This is a genomic window from Nocardiopsis sp. RV163 (assembly GCF_001029525.1).
Classification (GTDB): domain Bacteria; phylum Actinomycetota; class Actinomycetes; order Streptosporangiales; family Streptosporangiaceae; genus Nocardiopsis; species Nocardiopsis dassonvillei.
In genome coordinates this window covers 44,129-64,827 of the sequence record NZ_LEKI01000002.1, presented here as the reverse complement: position 1 = coordinate 64,827, position 20,699 = coordinate 44,129, and the positions used below count along the sequence as shown (strand labels likewise).

20 protein-coding genes are annotated in these 20,699 nt (G+C 73.1%); 12 read left to right on the top strand and 8 right to left on the bottom strand.

Annotated elements, in window-relative coordinates; genetic code table 11:
* Positions 1-158 precede the first annotated feature (158 nt).
* From ABD54_RS00800 to ABD54_RS00765, 8 genes are all read left to right on the top strand, one after another.
* Positions 159-1,994 carry an ABC transporter ATP-binding protein gene (locus tag ABD54_RS00800; protein ID WP_047867481.1) on the top strand — a complete coding sequence of 612 codons (1,836 nt, stop codon included), beginning with the start codon at positions 159-161 and terminating at the stop codon, positions 1,992-1,994.
* The gene (locus tag ABD54_RS00795) at positions 1,991-3,763 is read left to right on the top strand and encodes an ABC transporter ATP-binding protein (protein ID WP_047867480.1); all 1,773 of its coding nucleotides are present in this window, start codon (positions 1,991-1,993) and stop codon (positions 3,761-3,763) included. Before ABD54_RS00800 ends, ABD54_RS00795 begins: the two co-directional genes overlap by 4 nt.
* A gap of 80 nt (positions 3,764-3,843) precedes the next feature.
* Positions 3,844-5,808 (top strand): condensation domain-containing protein, encoded by a 1,965-nt coding sequence (locus ABD54_RS00790; protein WP_160313062.1) that lies wholly within the window; start codon positions 3,844-3,846, stop codon positions 5,806-5,808.
* Positions 5,801-6,697 (top strand): aminotransferase class IV, encoded by an 897-nt coding sequence (locus ABD54_RS00785; protein WP_047867478.1) that lies wholly within the window; start codon positions 5,801-5,803, stop codon positions 6,695-6,697. The genes ABD54_RS00790 and ABD54_RS00785 overlap by 8 nt, the downstream gene beginning before the upstream one ends.
* An 11-nt stretch (positions 6,698-6,708) precedes the next feature.
* On the top strand, positions 6,709-7,239 hold the full coding sequence (locus ABD54_RS00780; protein ID WP_160313061.1) for an NUDIX hydrolase: 531 nt from the start codon (positions 6,709-6,711) through the stop codon (positions 7,237-7,239).
* The gene (locus tag ABD54_RS00775; RefSeq protein WP_152691957.1) at positions 7,229-7,528 is read left to right on the top strand and encodes a hypothetical protein; all 300 of its coding nucleotides are present in this window, start codon (positions 7,229-7,231) and stop codon (positions 7,526-7,528) included. Before ABD54_RS00780 ends, ABD54_RS00775 begins: the two co-directional genes overlap by 11 nt.
* A complete protein-coding gene (locus ABD54_RS00770) occupies positions 7,510-8,736 on the top strand; it encodes an FAD-binding oxidoreductase (protein ID WP_047867475.1) in 1,227 nt (408 codons plus the stop codon). Before ABD54_RS00775 ends, ABD54_RS00770 begins: the two co-directional genes overlap by 19 nt.
* Positions 8,733-9,614 (top strand): HAD family hydrolase, encoded by an 882-nt coding sequence (locus ABD54_RS00765; RefSeq protein ID WP_200904010.1) that lies wholly within the window; start codon positions 8,733-8,735, stop codon positions 9,612-9,614. The genes ABD54_RS00770 and ABD54_RS00765 overlap by 4 nt, the downstream gene beginning before the upstream one ends.
* Before the next feature lie 178 nt (positions 9,615-9,792).
* Here the strand turns inward: ABD54_RS00765 and ABD54_RS00760 are convergent, their stop codons facing one another.
* Together ABD54_RS00760 and ABD54_RS00755 are read right to left on the bottom strand one after the other, a co-directional pair.
* The gene (locus tag ABD54_RS00760) at positions 9,793-10,254 is read right to left on the bottom strand and encodes a VOC family protein (protein WP_047867474.1); all 462 of its coding nucleotides are present in this window, start codon (positions 10,252-10,254) and stop codon (positions 9,793-9,795) included.
* Complete coding sequence (locus tag ABD54_RS00755) at positions 10,251-10,844, bottom strand: DinB family protein (protein WP_047867473.1); 594 nt, start codon at positions 10,842-10,844, stop codon at positions 10,251-10,253. The genes ABD54_RS00760 and ABD54_RS00755 overlap by 4 nt, the downstream gene beginning before the upstream one ends.
* A gap of 62 nt (positions 10,845-10,906) precedes the next feature.
* On the opposite strand from ABD54_RS00755, the gene ABD54_RS00750 reads away from it, so the two are divergent.
* Positions 10,907-11,911: a YafY family protein gene (locus ABD54_RS00750; protein ID WP_047867503.1), complete on the top strand. Its 1,005-nt coding sequence runs from the start codon at positions 10,907-10,909 to the stop codon at positions 11,909-11,911.
* 58 nt (positions 11,912-11,969) lie between these two features.
* Here the strand turns inward: ABD54_RS00750 and ABD54_RS00745 are convergent, their stop codons facing one another.
* The 3 genes from ABD54_RS00745 to ABD54_RS00735 all read right to left on the bottom strand — a co-directional run bounded on the left by ABD54_RS00745 (position 11,970) and on the right by ABD54_RS00735 (position 16,492).
* Positions 11,970-13,469, bottom strand: coding sequence for a DUF6297 family protein (locus ABD54_RS00745; protein ID WP_047867472.1), 1,500 nt, complete (start codon positions 13,467-13,469; stop codon positions 11,970-11,972).
* A complete protein-coding gene (locus ABD54_RS00740) occupies positions 13,466-14,083 on the bottom strand; it encodes an ABC transporter ATP-binding protein (RefSeq protein WP_047867471.1) in 618 nt (205 codons plus the stop codon). Before ABD54_RS00740 ends, ABD54_RS00745 begins: the two co-directional genes overlap by 4 nt.
* A 138-nt stretch (positions 14,084-14,221) precedes the next feature.
* On the bottom strand, positions 14,222-16,492 hold the full coding sequence (locus ABD54_RS00735) for an excinuclease ABC subunit UvrA (protein WP_047867470.1): 2,271 nt from the start codon (positions 16,490-16,492) through the stop codon (positions 14,222-14,224).
* A gap of 73 nt (positions 16,493-16,565) precedes the next feature.
* On the opposite strand from ABD54_RS00735, the gene ABD54_RS00730 reads away from it, so the two are divergent.
* Positions 16,566-17,366, top strand: coding sequence for a TetR/AcrR family transcriptional regulator (locus tag ABD54_RS00730; protein WP_047867469.1), 801 nt, complete (start codon positions 16,566-16,568; stop codon positions 17,364-17,366).
* 39 nt (positions 17,367-17,405) lie between these two features.
* On the opposite strand, the gene ABD54_RS00725 is transcribed toward ABD54_RS00730, so the two are convergent.
* Entirely contained in the window at positions 17,406-18,146 is a 741-nt protein-coding gene (locus ABD54_RS00725; protein ID WP_047867468.1) for a trans-aconitate 2-methyltransferase, read from the bottom strand.
* Positions 18,147-18,250: 104 nt separating this feature from the next.
* Positions 18,251-18,688 (bottom strand): GNAT family N-acetyltransferase, encoded by a 438-nt coding sequence (locus tag ABD54_RS00720; RefSeq protein WP_047867467.1) that lies wholly within the window; start codon positions 18,686-18,688, stop codon positions 18,251-18,253.
* 170 nt (positions 18,689-18,858) lie between these two features.
* Between ABD54_RS00720 and ABD54_RS28705 the strand changes: the two genes are divergently transcribed.
* Both ABD54_RS28705 and ABD54_RS00715 read left to right on the top strand, forming a co-directional pair.
* Positions 18,859-19,335, top strand: a complete 477-nt coding sequence (locus ABD54_RS28705; RefSeq protein WP_235431915.1) for a hypothetical protein — start codon at positions 18,859-18,861, stop codon at positions 19,333-19,335.
* The gene (locus ABD54_RS00715; RefSeq protein WP_047867466.1) at positions 19,332-19,787 is read left to right on the top strand and encodes a pyridoxamine 5'-phosphate oxidase family protein; all 456 of its coding nucleotides are present in this window, start codon (positions 19,332-19,334) and stop codon (positions 19,785-19,787) included. Before ABD54_RS28705 ends, ABD54_RS00715 begins: the two co-directional genes overlap by 4 nt.
* Before the next feature lie 136 nt (positions 19,788-19,923).
* On the opposite strand, the gene ABD54_RS00710 is transcribed toward ABD54_RS00715, so the two are convergent.
* Positions 19,924-20,325 (bottom strand): cupin domain-containing protein, encoded by a 402-nt coding sequence (locus ABD54_RS00710; protein WP_047867502.1) that lies wholly within the window; start codon positions 20,323-20,325, stop codon positions 19,924-19,926.
* Between the last annotated feature and the right edge of the window lie 374 nt (positions 20,326-20,699).

Below are 20,699 nucleotides of genomic sequence, written 5' to 3'. Positions count from 1 at the left end.
CGAACACCAGTAGCACCGTCCGGGTACACGTCGCCTCGCCGGTCCGGGATACCGGAACCGGCCGCGAAGGAAGCACCCCCAGCCGTCCAGGAGGAAAGCATGCCGAGCAGCAAGACACGGGGCGCGACCGCCCGCAACCTCGACGACCGGGGGCGGGAGTGACCGCGGACACCGACCGCCTCGCGCCCCCGGCCACGCGGTGGGTGCTTCCCGCCCTGGTCCGGTACTCCTTCTCCGTGGCGCCGGGCACGGCCGCCCTGACCACGGTGCTGGCCGTCCTGGCCGGTGCGGCCCCGGTCGGCATCACCATCGGGGTCGGCGCACTGGTGGACGGGCTCGCCTCGGCCGCCGGCCAGGGGCTGGACGGCCCGGCGGCGAGGGAGTGCTACCGCTGGGTCGCCCTCATCGCCGTGCTCTTCCTCCTCACCCACGTCGCCGAGTCGGGGCGCACGGCTCTGGGACGGGCACTGGGCCGCCGGGTCACCGGCCGGCTGAGCGAGCGCGTGATGGCGGCCGCATCGCGACCGGCGACCGTCGGACACCTGGAGGACCCGGACTACCAGGGCAGACTCGGGCGGGCGCGGGGCCAGGGAACCATCGACATGCCGCCGGGGGAAGCGGTCTTCGGCCTGTCGGCCAAGGCCTCGCTGTGGGTGACCGCCGTCGGCTCCGCGGCGCTGCTCACCCAGGTCGCCTGGGGGCTGGGGCTCATCGTCTTCGCGGTCTTCGCGGTGCTCCACCTCCGGCTGGTCCGCAACTACCGGACCGCTGTCATCGAGACCGTGAACCAGACTCAGAAGCTGCGCCGCACCTCCTACCTGCGGGACGTGCCGACCACGCCGGAAGCGGCCCGGGAGGTGCGCCTCTTCGGGCTCACGGCCTTCTTCCGCGACGCCTACCACTCCGAGTGGCGCGTGAACATGGCCGAGGTCTGGCGGCGGCGGCGTGAGCACCGGGTGTTCGTCGTCGTGGTCGTCGTGGTCACCGGCGTCACGGTCGCCTCGGTCTTCTACTACCTGGCCTACCGGGCCGCCACCGCAGGCACGACGGTGGGCGATCTGGCGCTGGGCGGTCTGGCCCTGCGCGCCCTGCTCCAGGTGCTCCGGGCGGACGAGGACGACCTGCGCACCGGCTTCGGCTCCAAGGCGGCCGCCGAGGCGTTCGCGCTTCCGGCCGAGGACCCGCCGGACGCACCCGAGACCGCTTCCTGGACGGAGCCGGTCGCGACCGTCTCCTGTGAGGGACTGCGCTTCCGCTACGGCGGAGCCGCCGACGAGGTGCTGCACGGCATCGATCTCGACGTCCCCCAGGGACAGTCGCTGGCCGTCGTGGGTCTCAACGGGGCCGGGAAGACGACGCTGGCCCGGCTCCTCGCCGGTCTGGACGCTCCCAGCGGGGGCCGCGTGCGCGTCGGGGGGACCGTCGTGGAGGAAGCCAACCGCCGGAGCTGGCAGCGCCGGGTGGTCGCGGTCTTCCAGGACTTCGGCCGTTACGAGTTGACGGTGCGGGACAACATCGCCTTCGGCTCCCTGGCCCACGCCGATGACGAGGAGGGACTGCGGGAGGCGGCGGGCCGGGCCGGGCTGCTGGAGTTCGTCGAGGGGCTTCCCCGGGGCTGGGACACAGTGATGTCCAGCGGGTACGAGGGCGGGGTCGACGCGTCGGGCGGCGAGTGGCAGCGCATCGCCATCGCCCGGGCGCTGTTCGGCCTGCGGCACGGCGCACGGCTCCTGATCATGGACGAGCCCGCCGCGAGCCTGGACGCCCGCGCCGAGGCCCGGCTCTACGACACGTTCCACGAACTCACCGCGGGGGCAACGACCGTCGCGATCTCCCACCGGTTCGCGACCGTGCGCAGGGCGGAGCGGGTGGTCGTGCTCGATCAGGGGCGCATCGTCGAGGACGGCACGCACGAGGACCTGATGAGCGCCGGCGGCCGGTACGCCGAACTGTTCCGTCTGCAGGCGCAGCGTTTCGAGGAGGCATCGTCATGATCAGCGCCCTGCGCTTCGTCCTCACGACCGGGCCCCGCGTCGACGGGTTCCGTTCCCTGGCCGCGGTGGCGATCGCGCTCCTCGAACAGGCCACCGGTATCGGCCTCGCCGTGGCGATCGGACTGTTCAGCGAGGCGGCGAGCGGAGGCTCGGCCAGCGGCCTGGTGGTGCTCGCGCTGTGCGTGGCCGTCTTCGTCATGCTCACCCAGGGCACCTTCGTCGCCGGTTACTTCACCCGCCTCCGTCTCCAGGAACAGATCCAGAGCCACGTCGACCGCCGGTTCGTCGACGCGGTCGGCACGACGCCGACGCTGGAGGTCCACGAGCGTTCGAGCCGCTCCGACCGGGCGGCGGCGGTACGCGGGGCGCGTGGTGAGATCGGGCCGGGCTTCGACCGGCTGATGTGGCTGGCCGGAGCCGCGCTGGCCCTGCTCGCCTCAGCCGCCCTGATGGCCTCGGTCGTTCCCGTCCTGGCACTGCTGCCGCTCTTCGCCCTCCCCGCCGTGCTGGCCACCCGGGCGGCGGACCGCAGGCGCGGGCAGGCCGTGGAGCGCGCCACGCCCCGGACCCGGCTGGCCGGTCACCTGTTCACGCTCGCCACGACGGCCGCCCCCGGTCGCGAGACCCGCCTCTTCGGGCTGGCGGGCGAGCTGCGGCGCAGGCACCGCCGGGAGTGGGACTCCGCGGGCCGCGACATCGCCCGGACCGACGGACTGGCCCGGGTCCCGGTCGCGCTGGCCTGGCTGATCTTCGTGCTGGCGTACGCGACCGCCGTCACCCTGATGGTGCGGGCCGGACTGGCCGGCGACGCCCCGCTCGGCCTCATCGTCGCGGCCGTCGCCGTCAGCAGCCAGATCACCGGCCAAGTGCAGAGCCTGCTCAACCTGTCCTTCTGGACGCTGGAGTCGCTCCGGGCCACCCGGGCCCTCCTCGACGTGGTGCGGGACGGCGACGCGGAGCGTGCGGCCCTCGTGCCGACCGCGTCGGCGGCGGTGCCCGCCCGGCTGGAGAGCGGCATCAGGGTGGAGGGTCTGGGTTTCCGGTACTGGAACCGCGATCAGCCCGCGCTGAGCGATATCGACCTCGAACTCCCGGCCGGGGCCGTGGTGGCCCTGGTCGGCGAGAACGGCGCGGGCAAGTCGACGCTGGTCAAACTGCTCAGCGGCCTCTACCAACCCGCTCAGGGGCGCGTCCTGGTGGACGGGACCGACCTCGCGCGGTTCGCCCCGGACCGGTGGCGCGCCCGGATCACGGCGGCCTTCCAGGACCCGGTGCACATCGAGATGTCCCTGGGGGAGGCGATCGGGCTGGGGCGGCTCGAAGACCGCGACGACCCGGAACGGATCCTCCGGGCGCTGCGGACGGCCGGCGGGGACAGGCTCCTCGCCTCGCTGCCCGAGGGCCTGGACACCCGGCTCGGGCGCGGGTCGTGGGACGGCGAGGGGCTGTCCGGCGGCCAGTGGCAGACGGTCGCCAACGCCCGGGCGGCGATGCGGCGGGCGCCGCTGCTGCGGATCATGGACGAGCCCACCGCGAGCCTCGACGCGCGCGCCGAGGAGTGGCTGTTCCAGCAGTACGCCGACCTGAGCCGCCAGGAGGGCGGCGTGACCGTGCTGGTCACGCACCGCTTCACGACCGCCCGGGCGGCCGACCTCATCGTGGTGATGGACGGCGGCCGGGTCGTGGAGACCGGCACCCACGACACGCTGAGCCGGGCAGACGGGCTCTACGCCGAGCTGTTCCGCCTCCAGGCCCGGTACTTCGTCTGACCGGGACGGCGGGCCTGGGGGCCTCGGAGGAGGTAGCTGTCCATGTTGCGACCGGGGGAGCCCGAGTGCGAGAAGAGCTGGTGAGGTTTTCCGAGGGAGTGCGACGCACGGGCCCGTTGCAGTCGGGGCTCTGCCAACTGGAGTGGTTGGCGTACCAGACCGGCGACCCCGGTTTGTTCCCGATCTTCTCCTGGGTCGTCGCCGTGCCGGATGGTTTGTCGGACGACGCGGTGAGCGGTGCGGTGAGTGCCTTACTGCTCCGGCACGAGGTTCTGCGCACCAGGTTCGACGCGGACGGCGACGGGCGGCCACGGCAGAGCGTGCACGAGAGCGTCCATGCGGCGTTTCCCCGGGTCGAGGGCGAGGACGCCCTTCGCCGCTTCACCGAGGCCCCTTTCGACGTCGCGTCCGAACCCCCGATCCGGTTCGGCCGTACCGCGCGGGGAGACCTGGTATTCGTCGTCCCCCACATCGTGGCCGACCGGGGAGGGGCCTGGATCCTCGTCACCGATCTCACTGAGCTGCTTGCCGCGCAGGCACAGCACCGAGCCGCCCGCCTGAGCGCGAACGCGCCGCAGCCCGTCGACCAGGCCCGGCACGAGCGGGAGAGCGGCCGACCCCGTGTCGAGTCCTCCCTGCGGCACTGGGGAAACGCGCTCCAGGACTTTCCGGTGACGGTCTTCCCCGTGAGCCGCGGCCGGCCCGGAGCCGACGTGGTGCGCGCGGACCTCGAATCACCCGCCGCGGGCCTGGCGCTGGCGACCCTGCGGAGGACACTCGCCACGGCCCCGGCGTCGATCTTCACCGCGGCCGCGTACACCGCGCTGGCGATCCAGTTCCACCGGGACCGGCTGGGGCTGAACCTGACCTGGTCGTTCCGGGAACACCCCAACACCCGTGGCATGGTCGCTTCGCTCTTCCGGGACATGCCGCTGATCGTCGATCTCCGAGGAAGGCCGTCGTTCTCCGAGGTACTACGACGGTTGCAGAAGGCGGTCCTCGTCGCCGGTCGGCACATGAGCTTCGACGTCCTGGAGTTCCACGAGCGCGCGGGACGCGTCGAGGCCGAGCGGGGCGCCTTCCTGCCCGGACCCGAGTCGATCAGCTGCACGCTCGAAGGCATCGAATCGATACCGGCGGAGCCGGGTGGTGATCCGCGTGCCCTGCTGGCGGACTCGCGGGTGTCCACCAGCCGGTCGAACGATTCCTGGGACGCCTGCAACCTGTACCTTCGCGCCTATCTCGTCGAGGGGCGGCTGCACATCGACTCGGCCATCGACGCGTCCGTCGTGGGCGACCGGGACAGCGCCGGACTCGTCAAGTTGACGGAGGCGATCCTGGTCCATGCCGCGGTGTCCGGCGACCTCGCTTTCGGGGAGGCCGAGTCGTTGGCGGCCGACCCCTGGCGGCCGGGCGCAGGCTGGGCGAAGGTCGACGGTGTCTGGGTGGATCTGGGTTTCCTCACCGAACGCCTCCAGGAGCATCCCGCGGTCCACCACGCGGAGGTCCGCGAGGAACACGGTCGGCTCACCGCCTACGTCAGCGCGGATCTCCAGCCATGGGAGCTTCGCGACTTCCTGCTTTCGACGGACAACGGCCGAAACGCCGTCCTGAGTCCGCACCGCTTCGTCATCCGCCGGACGGACGCGGCCACGGTCGCCGGTTCGGGTGCGGACCGGCCGATGCTGGCGCCGGAAGGCGCGGCCGAGCAGGCGCTCAAGGACGCGGTCGCCGGGGCCAACGGGCTGTCCGATCCGACGATGGCCGGTACCTACCTGACGGTCGGCGGGCGCCTGCACCTGGTCCCCCACGTGCTGTCCCTTCTGCGGGACGGAGGGTTCGAGGGCATCGGAGTCGCGGACCTACGCAGCCCGACGAGCCTCGTCGCCCTCGCGGGCCGGCTGCGGCAACGGTGCGTTCGGACCGGTGGACGTGCCTCCCATGCCCCGCACCGGGACCGCGGCGCGCCCGTGACCGGGCGCCGTGCGACCGCTGGCGACGAGGCCGTGCGACAACCGATCGAGGGAGAGGGGAAAGATGTCTGACCGCGTGATGTGGTTCAACGGGGCATGCGTGCCCTGGGAGGACGCGAGAGTTCACGTCTGGGACGAGTTGGCGCTGCGCGGCGCCAACGTCTTCGAGGGCATCACGGCGTTCTGGAACGACCGTGAGCAGCGGCACGAGATGCTGGCCGGCGACGCGCACCTCGACCGGCTCTTCCAATCCGCGCGGGTGGCCGACATCCCGGTGCCGATGACCAGGGCGGAGGTGCTCGGCGCGCTCGCCGAGGTAGCTGCCCGACTGGACGGCTCGGACGTCTACCTGCGTCCGACCTTCTACGCCGGGCAGGGGCGTTCCTCGCTGGCGCCGAACAGCGAGGGCGGAACCTACATCGGCGGGTTCCCGTTCCGCCCCAGCACTCCGCCGAAGGTCCGGGCGGCCGTGAGCGGACACCGGCGCTTCGGCGGGCCGATCGGGGCGCACGCCAAGACGGGCGGCTCCTACCTCGACTTCCGCGTCTTCGAGCGCGAGCGTGTCGAGCAGGGCGTGGAGCACGTCTTCTTCCTCAACGAGCGCGGCCACGTCGCCGAGGCCGACGGCGCTGCGATCCTGCTGGTGCGGGATGGGCGGGTGACCACGCCGTCGGTGGACTCCGGAATCCTCGACTCGATCACCAAGCGCATCGTGCTGGACCTCGCCCGCGAACTCGGCCACAAGGTCGAGGAGCGGCCTGTCGGGCAGGACGAGCTGTACACGGCGCGGGTGGTGCTCGCCGGGACGCTGCTGGGGCTGCGCACGGTGGACACCGTGGACGGACGCGCGGCCGACGACACCGGCGCGGCGGACACCGTCGCCGCGCTGAACGACGGGTACAGCCGGTTGTGCCGGGGCGAGGGCCCGCTCGCGGCGGCCTACCTGTCCCCGCTTCGATGAGCCCGGTCGCCATGCGCCAGGTCAGTGAGAGCACGGCGCACCAGAACCCGTGGTTCGCGGTCGAGCACCGGCAGTACGAGACGGCGGACGGTGCGCTGCACCCGTACTTCGTGGTCCGCAGGCCCGATTCGGTACTGGTCGCCCCGCGTCAGGAGGGACGGTACGTCCTCGTCGAGTTGGAGCGGCCCACGATGGGCGGCGCACGGAGCCTGGAGTTCCCGCAGGGCGCCCTGGCCGGGGACGAGTCACCCGAGGCAGCCGCCCGGCGAGAGGTGCGCGAGGAGACCGGTCTGGAACTGACCGGCCTGCGGCACCTCGTCACGTTCGCGGAGAGCAGCGGCTTCGCGACGTCCTCGTGCCACGCCTTCACCGCCGACGTCTCGGATGTCGGTGAGCCCGACCGGGACACGTTCGAGGCCGGGATGGAGGTCCGCAGGTTGTCCTGGTCGCAGCTTCGGGAGCTGGCGGCGGCGGGGGCCGTCCAGGATTCGGCGACACTGGCCGCGCTGGCCGTGATGGGAGCGTCCGGAGATGCCTGTTGACGGCGTGGAGGTCGTCGTCGGCCTCGCCACGGAGATACGGGTCAGCCTGCTCAGCGGTGATCTGATGGCCAAGGCCAGCAACAGCCGGGACCGGTTGCTGCTGGCCGGGCTCGGTCCGCTGCGCTTCGCGATCCGCTTCGACGAGGAGACGGTGCTGCTGGAGACCGTGTCGGGCGAGCGCTGGCTGGTGCGGATGTCGCCGGTCTCCGGACTGGTCGCCGCGGTCGAACCGGTCACCGGCGTCCGGTCCGAGCCGCACGGGGGTGACCGGTGCGCGACGGTGACGTGATGGTGGCCGGGGCGGGTGTGACCGGTCTGCTGACAGCCCTGGGCCTGGCCCGCCGCGGTGCCCGCGTGGTGCTCGTCGAGCCCTTGGCGGACGGAGCAGGCCAGTCCGGGCAGTCACACGGTTATCTGCACCGTGGCTACGCGTACGGCCCGGACGAACCGCGCCTGCCGGCCCTGCTGGGCAGCGCGCGCGAGCACTGGCGGGAACTGCTCACGCGGATACCGCCGGTGACAGCCGGTTCCACCATCGCCTTCTCCGACCCGGACGCGGTGCTCCGAGCCGAACGGTACTGGCGGGCATCGGGGCTCGCTGTGCGTCCGCGGTCCACACCGGGGTGGCTGTCCGGGACACCCGTGGCCTGCTTCGGCAGCGCCGAACCCACGTACAACGTCGGTGACATCCTGCGCGGACTGGGGTTGCAGGCGGCCGCGGCCGGGATCGAGAGGTGGCCGGGCGCGGTCGAGCGCGTCGAGCGGTCCGGCGACGGCGTCAGCGCCAGGATCACCGAGCCGGACGGGGGCACAGCGGTCGTCCGCGCCCGGAGCGCGGTCCTCGCTGCGGGCGCTGGCACGCCCGGGTTGCTGGCCCGCTCAGGGCTGCCCGACACGGTCCAGCTCCGTAGGGCGTACATGCTGGTGCTGCGCGGCCGCCTGCCCGCGGTCAGCGTACTGTTCCCGGAACGTGAGGAGCACGGATTGTTCCTCGCGAGCCGGGCCGACGACGACGGGCGGGCCACCTGGCTGGTCTCCGACTTCCAGTCGTTCGACAGCGGTGGCCGGGACCCCGGCCAGCTCGCGGGTTGGTGGGCCCGCCGGGTGCTGCTGACCCTGAGCAGGGTCGTCGACGCGGCGATCCTGGCCCGTGTCGAAGCCGTCTCGGGTTACCCGGCCGTCAAGTCCGGGCTGCTGCCGAGCAGCGGAACCGTGGCCCACGAGTTCGGGGCCGAGCTGCTCGACGGCAGGGCCGTCGTCGCCAGCCCGTCCAAGCTCACCCTGGCGCCGCTGGCCGCCCGGCAGGCGGTGCGTACCGTCGCGGCCCGGCTGGGTCTGCGTTCCGACGACGGTGGTTGGGCCCCGATCACCCCGGTGCCGCCGGACCGCTCACCGGCCAGGGAGGTCTGGGAGACCCCCATGGCCTCGCTGGACCGCCCCGAGCTGTCCGGCGAGCTTCCCGACATCGGCACGCTCAGCAAGCTCTACCAGCGGTGACGGCCGTGCCAGCGGGCCCGTCACGCGACACACCGCCAGACCTGCCCTACAAGCTCATCGCCACCGACCTGGACGGCACCCTGTTGCGCTCCGACGGCACGGTCGGTGCCCGCACCCGGGCGGCCCTGGAGGCGGCGGCCGCGCGCGGCGGTCAACACATCGTCGCCACCGGTCGCTCGGTCTCCTGGACCAGGCCGGTGCTGGTCGAGTTGGGCTACACCGGTCTGGCGGTCTGCGGTCAGGGCGGCCAGGTGTACGACGCTGACGCGAACCGCGAGCTCACGTCATACGTCCTGGACCGCGATGCGGCCCGGTCGGCCCTAACCGGGATCGAGGCGGTGACCGGACCGCTGTCGCTGGCCGCCGACCGGGCCGGTCTGGAGGGCGCCGTCCTGGCCGGTCCCGGCTACCGTCCCGACCCGCTCGACGGTCTGCCGACCGTCCCCGTGGACACCGACCACCTGTGGGCGGCACCGGTGCGCAAGTTCTACGTTCAGCATCCCGAACTGGACGGGGATCGACTGCACGAGATCGCGTCGCGGCTCGCCGGGCACCTGGTGACCACGACGAAGGCCGGACCGGGCGAGATCGAGATCCTGCCGCTCGGACTGTCGAAGGCGACCGGGCTGGCCCACGCCGCCGGTCTGCTCGGGCTGTCCGGCGCGGACACCATCGCCTTCGGTGACATGCCGAACGACGCCCCGATGCTGGCCTGGGCCGGGTACGCGGTGGCCATGGGCAACGCGCACCCCGAACTCAAGACGGTGAGCGACGAGGTGGCGCCCGGAAACGACGACGAGGGCGTCGCGGTGGTCCTCGACCGCCTCCTGGGCGCCCGCCGAAAGCGACCGGGTCCGTCGTCGCCGGGTACGGGGTGAGGTCGGGGCCCGAGGGCGCGTGTCCCCCGGGGGACGCCTCCGCCAGGAGCGGCACGCCGGGGCCCAAAGCCCGCGGCCGCTCCGGGGCCGCCACGCGGCGTGCGGATAGCACCGCGGGGACACACAAGGGTGCCCGTGCCCCCGGGGGCACGGGCACCGAGACCACGGCCGCAGAGCCTCAGTCCAGGCAGAACTCGTTGCCCTCGGGGTCGGCCATCACGATGAAGCCGGTCTCCATCGGCGGCTCCGGCTCGTGGCGGCGCACCCGCGTCGCCCCCAGCTCCAGAAGGCGCGCGCACTCGGCCTCCAGTGCCGCCATCCGCTCCTCCCCCAGCAGCCCGGGAGCAACGCGGACGTCGAGGTGGAGGCGGTTCTTGACCACCTTGTCCTCCGGTACCCGCTGGAAGAACAGCCGCGGGCCGCTCCCCTCGGGATCCTCGACGGCCGACCTCGTGTCGCGCTGGTCCTCGGGCACGCCCACCTGTTCCAGGAAGGCGTCCCACGCGGCCAGCGGGTCGGCGCCCTCGGTCAGGACGACGCCGGGCGGCCCGGGGTGGACGTAGCCCAGCACGTCGCGCCAGAAGGACGACAGCGCCCGGGGGTCGTGGGCGTCGAAGGTGATCTGGACGTCGAGACTCATCGGTTCGCTCCGTTCGCGGCTGCCGCCGTGTGCAGGTAGAGGTCGCGCAGCAGGCAGACCTCGGACAGATGATGGATCAGCTCGCGGTGGATGTGCAGCACCAGGTCCGCCATGGGCGCCTCGGGGTGGGGCTCCTTGTCGCCGACCGGGGCCCGCAGCGCGGCCTCGTCCAGGCCGCGCACCCCGGCCAGCCACACGTCGACCTGGGTTTCGAGCTGGTCGAGCGCGTCGGACGCGCTTCCGGCGTACTCCCACGTCTCGTACGAGGCCGCCGGTGCGCCGAAGTGCGACGCGTTGCGCATGGCGAGCACGCCTACGATGACGTGGCCGAGCCGCCAGGCGATCGTGGTGAAGGGCGCGGGGTCGGGCTCCGGGAAGGCGAAGTCGATCGTGAAGTCCCCCGAACCGCCCCGCACGGGCGCCGTCGAGCCGCCGCGCGGCCGCACGCTCCAGGAGCGGGAGTCCGGTACCGGCGACCAGAAGTACTCGTCGTCGGTGAGGCCCTCCAAACGGGGCCGGATGTGGTGGTTCCAGTGGAACTCCCACTGCTCGCGCAGGGTCTGGTTCCAGTCGGGTTCTGCTGTGCTCATGGGGCAACCCTGGCACCACTGGCGGACAGGATCGGTCCGCTATCTCTGGCAGGGTGGACCGCATGGACACGGCTGGCGCAGACGAACGCGGTACGACGGAACGGGTGCTCACCCTGCTCGGGCTGTTGCAGCGGCGCCGGGTGTGGACGGGTCCCGAACTCGCCGACCGGCTCGGGGTCACCCCGCGCACGGTGCGGCGCGACGTCGACCGCCTGCGCGCGCTCGGCTATCCGGTGCACGCCAGCCAGGGCGTCGGCGGCGGCTACCAGCTCGGCCCGGGCAAGGACCTGCCGCCGCTGCTGCTGGACGACGAGGAGGCGATCGCCACCGTGGTCGCGCTGCTCGCCGGAGCGGGCGGTGTGGACGGGGACGCGGGCGGCGCCGCGCTGCGGGCGCTGACCAAGCTCGACCGGGTGCTGCCCTCCCGTTTGCGCGACGAGGTGCGCGCGCTCTCCGGCTCGGTGGAGTCCTTCGGCTCTGGCCGCACGCCGGTCGATCCCGAGGTGCTCATGACGCTGGCCCGGGCCTGCCGCGACGAGGTCGAGGCCGGTTTCGACTACCCGTCCGGGGGCGGGGTGCGACGGCGGCGGGTCGAGCCCCACCGCCTGGTCGCCTCCGAGCGGCGCTGGTACCTGCTCGCCTACGACCTCGACCGCGACGACTGGCGCAGCTTCCGCGTGGACCGGATGACCGCTGTGGTCGCGCGGACCTGGCGCTTCCGAGCCCGTGCGGCCCCCGACGCGGCGGCGTACGTGCAGGAGGGCGTGGCCAGCCGGGTCTACCCCCGTCAGGCGCGCTTCCTCGTGCGCGCGTCGGCCGAGACGGTGCGCGCGCAGATCCCCGCGTCGGCGGCGGTCGTGCGGAGCCGGGTCGACGGGCGCTGCGAGGTGGTCAGCGGCGGCCACGACCTCGATTTCGTGCTCGTGCACGTGCTCCTGTTGGGCCACGAATTCGAGGTGCTCGACCCGCCGGAGCTGGCGAGGAGCTGTCATGTGCTGGCGCGAAGACTGATGTCGGCGGGGGCGGCGGTCCCGGCCGAGAAGGACCGCGAGGCACCCGGACCCTGAGTGGTCGGTCGCCCGCGAGGGGAACGGTCCGAGCCCCGGCTCCCACGAACCGACCGCGTCACCACGCGCGCCCCGGGGCGGCGCAGTAGGCCGCCAGCACCGCCGCGCCCCACACCGCCTGCGCCACGAACAGCGGCCCCGTCACCCCGGTTGCGAACGCCAGGAGCGCGGGCAGGCACCCGAGCACGGCGATGTCGGCGCCGGTCAGCGCCCACACCACCGGCCCCAGCGGCACCGGGCCCAGGGGCGTGTCCACAACGGGCATCGTGTGCTCTACGGGTCGGCGCCGGGCCAGCCGCAGCGCCCCCGCCGCCAGCGCCGGAGCGCACAACAGCCCCAGCGGCCACAGGAGCCCTCCGAAGCCCGTGAGGCCCAGCCCGGCCAGCGCGAGGGTCAGCCACAGGCCGCCGAGCAGGGCGGGCAGCACCGCCCGCGCTGCCGTGAGCACGCGCGGACCGGTGCCCAGCAGCCGCGCCAGCGCCGCGTCCCCGGCGTCCCGGCGCGCCCCCGCGGTTCCCGTCGCCGCGGCCGCAAGCGCGCCCACGGCGAGGACGGCCAGCGCACCCGCCTCCCCTGAGCCCGCCCGCGCGGCCAGCACGGGCAGGACGGTCGCCGCCGCCACCAGCGCCAGGAGCCCCGGCCGCCGCGCCAGCCGCCGCCAGTCCAGCCAGGCCACCGCCGCCGCTCCGCGCAGCCGCGACGGCCACGCGCGCGAGCGCAGCACGCGTGGTCGCCAGTGCGCGTCCTCGGCGATCCAGGACAGCGAACCCGGGTCCATGACCAGGAGCGCGCCCGCCGCGAGTTCCGCCTTGGACGAGGCATCCAGGACCGCCCGGGCCGGGATGCGCGCCAGGGCGCGCCAGGCCCGCCACGCCAGGGCCGCGGCCACCCCGGCCGAAGCGCACGCGGCCGCGCCCCACGCCGACACTGGAGCCGACGCGATGCCCACGAGCACCCCGCGCCCCGGGCCCGCGCTCATCACCGTCGCGGCGGCCGCCGCGACGACGAGGGCGACGAGCAGCGTGGTCAGCCGGTCGTCCCAGGGCTGCGACGCCTGCGCCAGCACGGCCGTCGCCGCCCCGCCCACCGTCCACGACACCGCCAGGACCACGGACGCCAGCAGTCGGAGCGCCAGCGCGTCGGGGGCGCCGAGCCCGCTCAGCAGCGCCAGACCGAACACCGCACCGACCACTGCGCACACCGCGGCCATGACAAGCAGGGCGGGGGCCAGCACCCCGCGGCGCGGCAGCGGTGAGAGCACCAGCCACGCCGCGTCCGCCGCCGACACCGCCGTCGGCCCGACCGCGCGCGCCAGCCTCAGGGAGGCCGCCAGCAGCAGCGCGACCAGCGCCAGGCCCGCACCCGCCCGCACCGGATCGGCCACGCCGGGCACGGCCGCCACCGCGCGGACGACCACCGGGGACACCGTCACCACCAGCAGCCCCAGGGCGAGCAGGAAGACGTAGCGGTCGGACCAGCTGCGGTGCCGACGGTTCCGGGCCCGCGCGAACGCCCGGACCCGAGCCGCCCCCGCTCCCGCCTGTGCCGTCCCGTTCACGCGGCGGCCTCCAGGGCGACGTGGCGGGCGTCCTCGGCGAACCCCGGGTCGTGCGTCACCATCACCACCGTTCCGCCGTCCTCGGCGTACTCGGCGAGCAGTTCCGCGAGCCGTTCCCGGAAGGCGGCGTCGAGCCCGCGTTCGGGTTCGTCCAGCAGCAGCAAACGGCTCGGCCGCAGCAGCGCCATGGCCAGGGAAAGCCGCTGGCGCTGACCGGTCGAGAGCGACGAGGGGGCCCGGTCCGCGCAACCGGACAGTTCGAACAGCTCCACGGTCGCCGCCACCTCCAGCCGTCCGGGGCCGTGCACGGCCCGCATCAGCTCCAGGTGCTCGCGCACGGTCAGCCCCGGGTACCAGGTGGGCTCGTCGCCGACCAGGGCGACCTCGCGCCAGAACCCGGGTTCGTCCACGGGCGGTCGGCCCAGGACGCTGACCTCGCCCACGGTCCGCTGGAGCCCCGCGAGGCAGCGGAGCAGGGTGGTCTTGCCGACGCCGTTGGCGCCGAGCACCGCGACCACCTCCCCGCGCGCGACCGTGAGGTCGACTCCGCGCAGGACCGGGACGCCGCCGAGTTCCACTTCCACGCCACGGGCCACGATGATCGGTTCGCTCACCGGACCAGCCTAGGGCTCGGGCTTCCCTCCGGCGCCGCCGGTGCCGGGGCGGACGCGGGGACAGCACGGCCGTCCCCGCCGCGCATGGGGGCCTTCGGCGCGCGTGCCCTCCGCTCAGGCCCTCCCGGGGAACGCCGGTCAGCGCTCCAGGTAGGCCCGCAGGTGGCGGGCGGTGAGGGTGTCGCCCTCCGCCACCAGCCGGGCGGGGCTGCCCTCGAACACGATCCGGCCGCCGTCGTGCCCGGCGCCCGGCCCCAGGTCGATGACGTGGTCGGCGTGCGCCATCACCGCTTGGTGGTGCTCGATCACCACCACCGTGTTGCCGTCGTCCACCAACCGGTCCAGCAGCGCCAGCAGGCGGTCCACGTCGGCCAGGTGCAGGCCGGTGGTCGGCTCGTCCATCACGTACACCGCCCCGTCGCGGGCCATGCTGATGGCCAGCTTCAGGCGCTGGCGCTCACCGCCCGACAGGGTGGTCAGCGGCTGGCCCAGACCCAGGTAGCCCAGGCCCACGTCGTGCAGCCGGTCCAGGATGGTGCGGGCGTTGCCGCCGGAGAAGAACCCCCGCGCCTCCACCACCGACATCGCCAGTACCTCGCTGATGTCCTTGCCGCGCAGCTTGTGCGCGAGCACCTCGGCCCGGAACCGCTTGCCCTCGCAGTGCTCGCAGGGCGAGGAGACCCCGGCCATCATCGCCAGGTCGGTGTAGACGACCCCGGCGCCCTTGCACTCGGGGCAGGCGCCCTCGGAGTTGGCGCTGAACAGCGACGCCTTGACGCCGTTGGCGCGGGCGAAGGCGGTGCGGATCGGGTCCAGCAGTCCGGTGTAGGTGGCCGGGTTGGAGCGCCGCGACCCCTTGATCGCCGACTGGTCGACCACCACCACGCCCTCGCGTCCGGGCAGGGCGCCGTGGATGAGCGAGCTCTTGCCCGAGCCGGCCACACCGGTGACCACCGTGAGCACCCCGGTCGGGATGTCCACGCTGACGTTTTTGAGGTTGTGCGAGTTCGCGCCGGTGATGGAGATGTGTCCCCGGGGCGTGCGCACCCGCTCGCGCAGGGCGGCCCGGTGGTCCAGGTGGTCGCCCGTGAGCGTTCCCGAGGCGCGCAGCCCGGCCACGTCGCCGGTGTAGGTCACGCGTCCGCCCGAGGGCCCGGCGCCGGGCCCCAGGTCCACCACGTGGTCGGCGATGGAGATCGTCTCGGGCTTGTGCTCGACCACCAGTACCGTGTTGCCCTTGTCGCGCAGGCTCAGCAGCAGGTTGTTCATCCGCTCGATGTCGTGCGGGTGCAGGCCCACTGTGGGCTCGTCGAAGACGTAGGTCACGTCGCTGAGGCTGGAGCCCAGGTGGCGCACCATCTTGACCCGCTGCGCCTCGCCGCCCGAGAGCGTGCCCGACTCCCGGTCCAGGCTCAGGTAGCCCAGCCCCACCTGCACCAGGGATTCCAGGGTGTGGCCGAGGTTGTCCAGCAGGGGCTTGACCGAGGGCTCGTCCAGGGAGCGTACGAACCCGGCCAGCTCGTCCACCTGCATGGCCGAGCACTCGGTGATGGTGCGCCCTGCGACCCGGACCGCCCGGGCCCGGGCGTTGAGGCGGGCGCCCCCGCACCCGGGGCAGGTGGAGAAGGTCACCGCGCGGTCGGCGAAGGCGCGCACGGCCGTCTGCATCTTCTCGCGGTCCTTGGCCAGGTAGGTGCGCCTGATCTTGGGGACCAGCCCCTCGTAGGAGAAGGAGTTGCCGACCGACTTGACCTTGGTGACGGGCAGGTACAGCAGGGTGTGCCGCTCCTGGTCGGTGTAGTCGGCCACCTTCTTGTCGGCGTCCAGCAGACCCGAGCTGACGAAGACCTGCCAGTACCAGCTGCCCACCCCGTAGCCGGGGACGGTGATCGCGCCCTCGTTCAAGGACAGGTCGCGGTCGAGGAGTTGGTCCACGTCGATCTGGTTGGTGCGCCCCAGGCCCTCGCACTCACCGCACATGCCCTCGGAGTTGTTGAAGCTGAAGGCGCTGGAGGGTTCCAGCCGCGGGGTGCCGACCCGGCTGAAGACGATCCGCAGCATGGCGGCGGCGTCGGTGGCGGTGCCGACGGTGGAGCGGGAGTTGGCGCCCATCCGCTCCTGGTCGACGATGATCGCCGCGCTGAGGTTGCGCAGGCTGTCCACGTCGGGCCGCCCCAGGCTGGGCATGAACGACTGGACGAAGGTCGTGTACGTTTCGTTGATCAGGCGCTGGGACTCGGCGGCGATCGTTCCGAAGACCAGGGAGGACTTGCCCGAGCCGGACAGGCCGGTGAAGACGCTCAGCCTCCGTTTGGGGATGTCCACCGAGACGTCGGCGAGGTTGTTCTCCCGGGCTCCCCGGACCTGGATGGTGTCGTGGGTGTCCGCTGTGGTGGGGTGGGAAGACACACTGCTCCTCAGGAGTCCTTATGGCGTAAGCTGATGGCTGGAGAACGTTAGTTTATAGCGTAAGGAGATGCAAGTGGTGGTCTACGCCGGGCAGGGTGACGCCCGTCGCACCATGGAACTGCTGTGGCGTTCGCGCGGCGGGGACAGCGCCCGGACGGCTCCCGGCCCCAAACCCGAACTCAGCGTGGACCTGGTGGTGGAGACCGCCATCGCACTCGCCGACGCCGAGGGGATGCAGGCGCTGTCCATGCGCGCGGTGGGTCAGCGCCTGGGGCGCACCGCCATGTCGCTCTACACCTACGTGGCCAGCAAGAACGAACTCGTGGAGCTGATGTACGACCACGTCTTCGCCGACCTGGCCGACGCCGCCGAGGCCGACGCCGAACCAGACTGGCGCACGGCTACGACATCCTGGGCCACCCGGCTGTGGGACTTCTACCTGGACCACCCCTGGACCCTGGAGGTCTCCCAGGCGCGGCCGGTGCTGGGCCCCAACGAGTACCGGCTCTTCGAGTCGCTGGCCGTGGTGCTGCACCGCGCCGGGCTGGGCCCCACACAGATCCGCAGCGCCTACGGCAACCTGTTCACCCTCGTGCGCGGACCCGTGCAGATCGCCTCGGAGACGCGCCGCGCCCCGGAGGTCACGGGCGTGGCCGAGGACGCCTGGTGGTACGAGCGTTCCGCGCAACTGGAGCGGGTCGCCCCGGACTTCGACCGGCGCTTCCCCGTGCTGGCCCTGCTGTCGGAGCAGGGGGCGTTCAGCAACGAGAACCAGGACGAGCCCTACCTGGAACAGGAGGCGTGGGAGACCTTCCTGTTCGGGCTCAACGCCCTGCTGGACGGGCTCCAGGCCAGTCTCGGCCCGCGCGGGTGAGCCCGCCGGTGTCCGGACCGCCGCCGGGGCGGGCGCCGCTCACCGGGGCCGAGCGAAAGTGATGATCTCCGTGCTCGCGTCGGTGAGCGGACCGCGGTCCCAATAGCCGTACTGCGCGCTCACGTCGAATCCGGCCTCGGCCAGGAAGCCGTTCAGGGCCTCGGCGTCCAGGAAGCGCAGCGTGCTGCGGCTGCTCTTGGGCCGGTCCCACCCCTCGACGCCGTAGTCGGAGGTGAAGGTGACCAGGTCGCCCTCCACGCTCTCCAACCGGTGGACACACGTGGCCCTGCGCCCTCCGGGGCCGTCCACGGTGCGCACCCGTTCGGGGGTCCACGCCTCCCAGCCCCGCGCGGCCGGGTTGCGGGTCTCGAACACGAACCGTCCGTCGGCGGTCAGGGCACTGCGCACCGCCGACAGGAACTCCCGCAACTCGTCGTCGGTGAGGAACACCTGGAAGGCGTGGCCGGTCATGACGACGAGGTCGAACTCACCCTCGAAGGGACGTGTGAGCAGGTCACCCAGGGTCCACTCGACGTCGTCGCGGTCAAGCCGCCCGACCTCCAGCATCGCCTCGGCCGGGTCCAGGCCGACCAGGCGCCCGGTGTGGCCGCGCCCGCGCGCCATCCGCTGGAGCTTGCCCGTCCCGCAGCCCACGTCCAGGACGGATCGGGCGTCCATGACCAGGTCGAGGTAGAAGTCGTCCTGGGGCGAGCTCCGCCAGGGATTGAAGTAGTCGTAGAGCTCGGCCAGGTCCGGCTGGGAGAAGTGTCGGTCGACCATCGGGCCATTGTGGCCCACCGCTCCCCCGCCGTCACCGGGTTTTCGGGTGCGCGCGAACACGCGGCGCCACCGATCGAGGCCCCGCCGCACCCGGTCGATCTGCGTTAGAGCGGCTTCGAGAACCGCACTCCCGACGCGGTGTAGCCGCGCCGCCTGTAGAAGGCGTGGGCCCCGGTCCGTCCGGTCGAGGAGTTCAGCATGGTTCGGGCCGCGCCCCGTTCCGCGGCCCAGGCCTCGAACGCGGCGCACAGCGCCGTGCCCACGCCCTTCCCCCGTGCCTCTTCGGCGGTGACCAGCGCGATGAGCTGAGCGGCCGGGGTGTCGTCCTCCACCGGGAACAGCAGGTGCCCGGCGGCGAAGCCCAGCAGCTCTCCCGAAGCGGCCTCGCCGACCCAGAAGCCGTAGGTGGGATCACCTGCCAGCCGTTCGAGACGACTGCGCACCTGAGCGGCCGTGGCGGGGTGGGACAGCGCCGCGTAGAGCGGCACGAGCCCGTCCGCGTCGGCGGTCCGGACCGTGCGGATGGTCGCGTGGTGAGCCATTTCCCGCACGTTACCCAGGGGTGTGCGGGCCGGTCGTCACCCCCACCGGTTTCCGGCACTGCGGGCCGGGCGGGGAGCACCGTGACCTCCTCGGGCCCGGCTGTCGTCCGGGTCCGGCCGATACCGCCGACTCCGCCCGCCGACCGTCTCCACCTGCGAGCATGCCCCCCATGACCACCACCGCACCGCACTACCGGGACGGCGCATGGGCGCCGGGGCCCGGCCCCGTCGAAGGAGCGTGCGCCACCCAGACCGTCGAGGAGGACTGGACGGACCGCGTGGCCCGCTGGGCCCCCGCTTTCGCCCTCCAGAACGAAGGCCCCGAGCTTGCCTCGCCCGACGTCGGGGCCGCCTCGACCGTCCCGAGCTTCGCCGGGGACTTCGACGAGGAGGAGCTGACCAAGCCGCGGCGGGCCCCCACTCCACCCCTGATCCGGGCTTCCTCCCGGTCGGTGCCGGTGGGTGGACCGCCTCCAGCCGTCTCACGGCCTCGCGGTCCTCCGAGGTCTGGTGCGCGCTCCCGCACCCTCCCGGCGCTGGGCCGCCGCTTCGTCCGGCCCGCCACCGCACGCCCCCGCGACGGGTCGTCCACAGCCCGGAAGAACTCCTTCTCCCGCCGCCCCGGGCCTCCTAGCCTGAAGGTATGAGCGATACCCCCGGCACCTCCGGTCAGCACGAGCACCCCTTCGACGTCGACGCCTTCCTCGCCCGACCCCTGGTCGCCAGGGTGGCCGCCTCCGACTCCTCCGGCGCACCCACGGTGCGTCCGGTGTGGTTCCTGTGGGAGGAGGGCGCTGTCTGGTGGATCACCGGCGCCTACTCGCGGATGTCGCGGTTCCTGGCCAAGGACCCCCGGGTCGCTCTGGTCGTGGACACCTGTGACCTGGAGAGATTGGAGTTCCTCCAGGTCATCATGCGCGGCGGGGCCGAGGTCGTGCCCTACGACGAGGAACGCTCCAGACGCAAGCTACGCCGCTACCTCGGCGACGACGAGACCACCTGGCCCACCGGCTTCAAGGACTTCGACGACGACGCACGCCTCGTCCGCTTCGTCCCCGAACGGACCATCGTCCAGGACCTGTCCAAGACCCGCCCCTGATCCCGCGAACGGCTGCCGGGCTCCGGATCCCGGTCCGGAGCCCGGTCCCGGCACGGTGCGCCCTCCTCCTCAGGTGAAACCGGGCGGGAAGGCCCGGCGGCCCCGGGACGCGCCCCCGTTCCGGCGGGCGCGCCCCTCAGGCGCCCATGGCGGGCCCGGTGGTGGCGTCCACGTGGTCGGGCACCTCCTCGTGCCGGTCACCCACCGTCAGGGTTCCCGTCGGCTCGAACAGGAGGATGACGGCCCCGCCGTGGGACTCGGGCCGGTGCTCGGTCCCGCGCGGCATGACGAAGACCGACCCCCTCTCCAGGGTGACCACCCGTTCGGCTCCCCCTGCGTGCTCGCGCAGCCGGATGCACAGGTCCCCGTTCAACAGCAGGAAGAACTCGTCGGTGTCGTCGTGGGCGTGCCACACGTACTCGCCCCGGACCTCGGCCACGCGCACGTCGTAGTCGTTGACCCGGGTGACGATGCGCGGGCTCCACAGCTGTTCGAAGGAGTCCAGTGCGTCGTTCAGGTTGATCGGCTGTTCGCTCATGAGGGCCCTCCCGGCGATGCCGCCCGGGCGTCGGTCAGCGCCGCGAGCCCGCACCGCCGTTTCCGGGCGGAGCTGGGTACGACGGTTGGCCAGCGCCACGAACAGCACCAGCGACCGCAGTGGCACGTCGCCCCACACGAAGCGCAGCCCTTCGGACAGGTCGGAGAGCACCGACCGCGCCGCCGCCGCGCGACCGCCGCCCACGTGCGGCTGCGGTGAGGGCGCCGCTCCCGGCCCCCGGGCCGCCAGGGGCAGGCCGAGCAGCACCAGGGCTCCCAGGGCCCAGGCTCCGGCGTTGACCGCCAGCGGCAGGAACGCGGCCACCACGAACAGGAACCCGCCCAGCGGCGCCCCAACGAACTCCTGGGCGACCT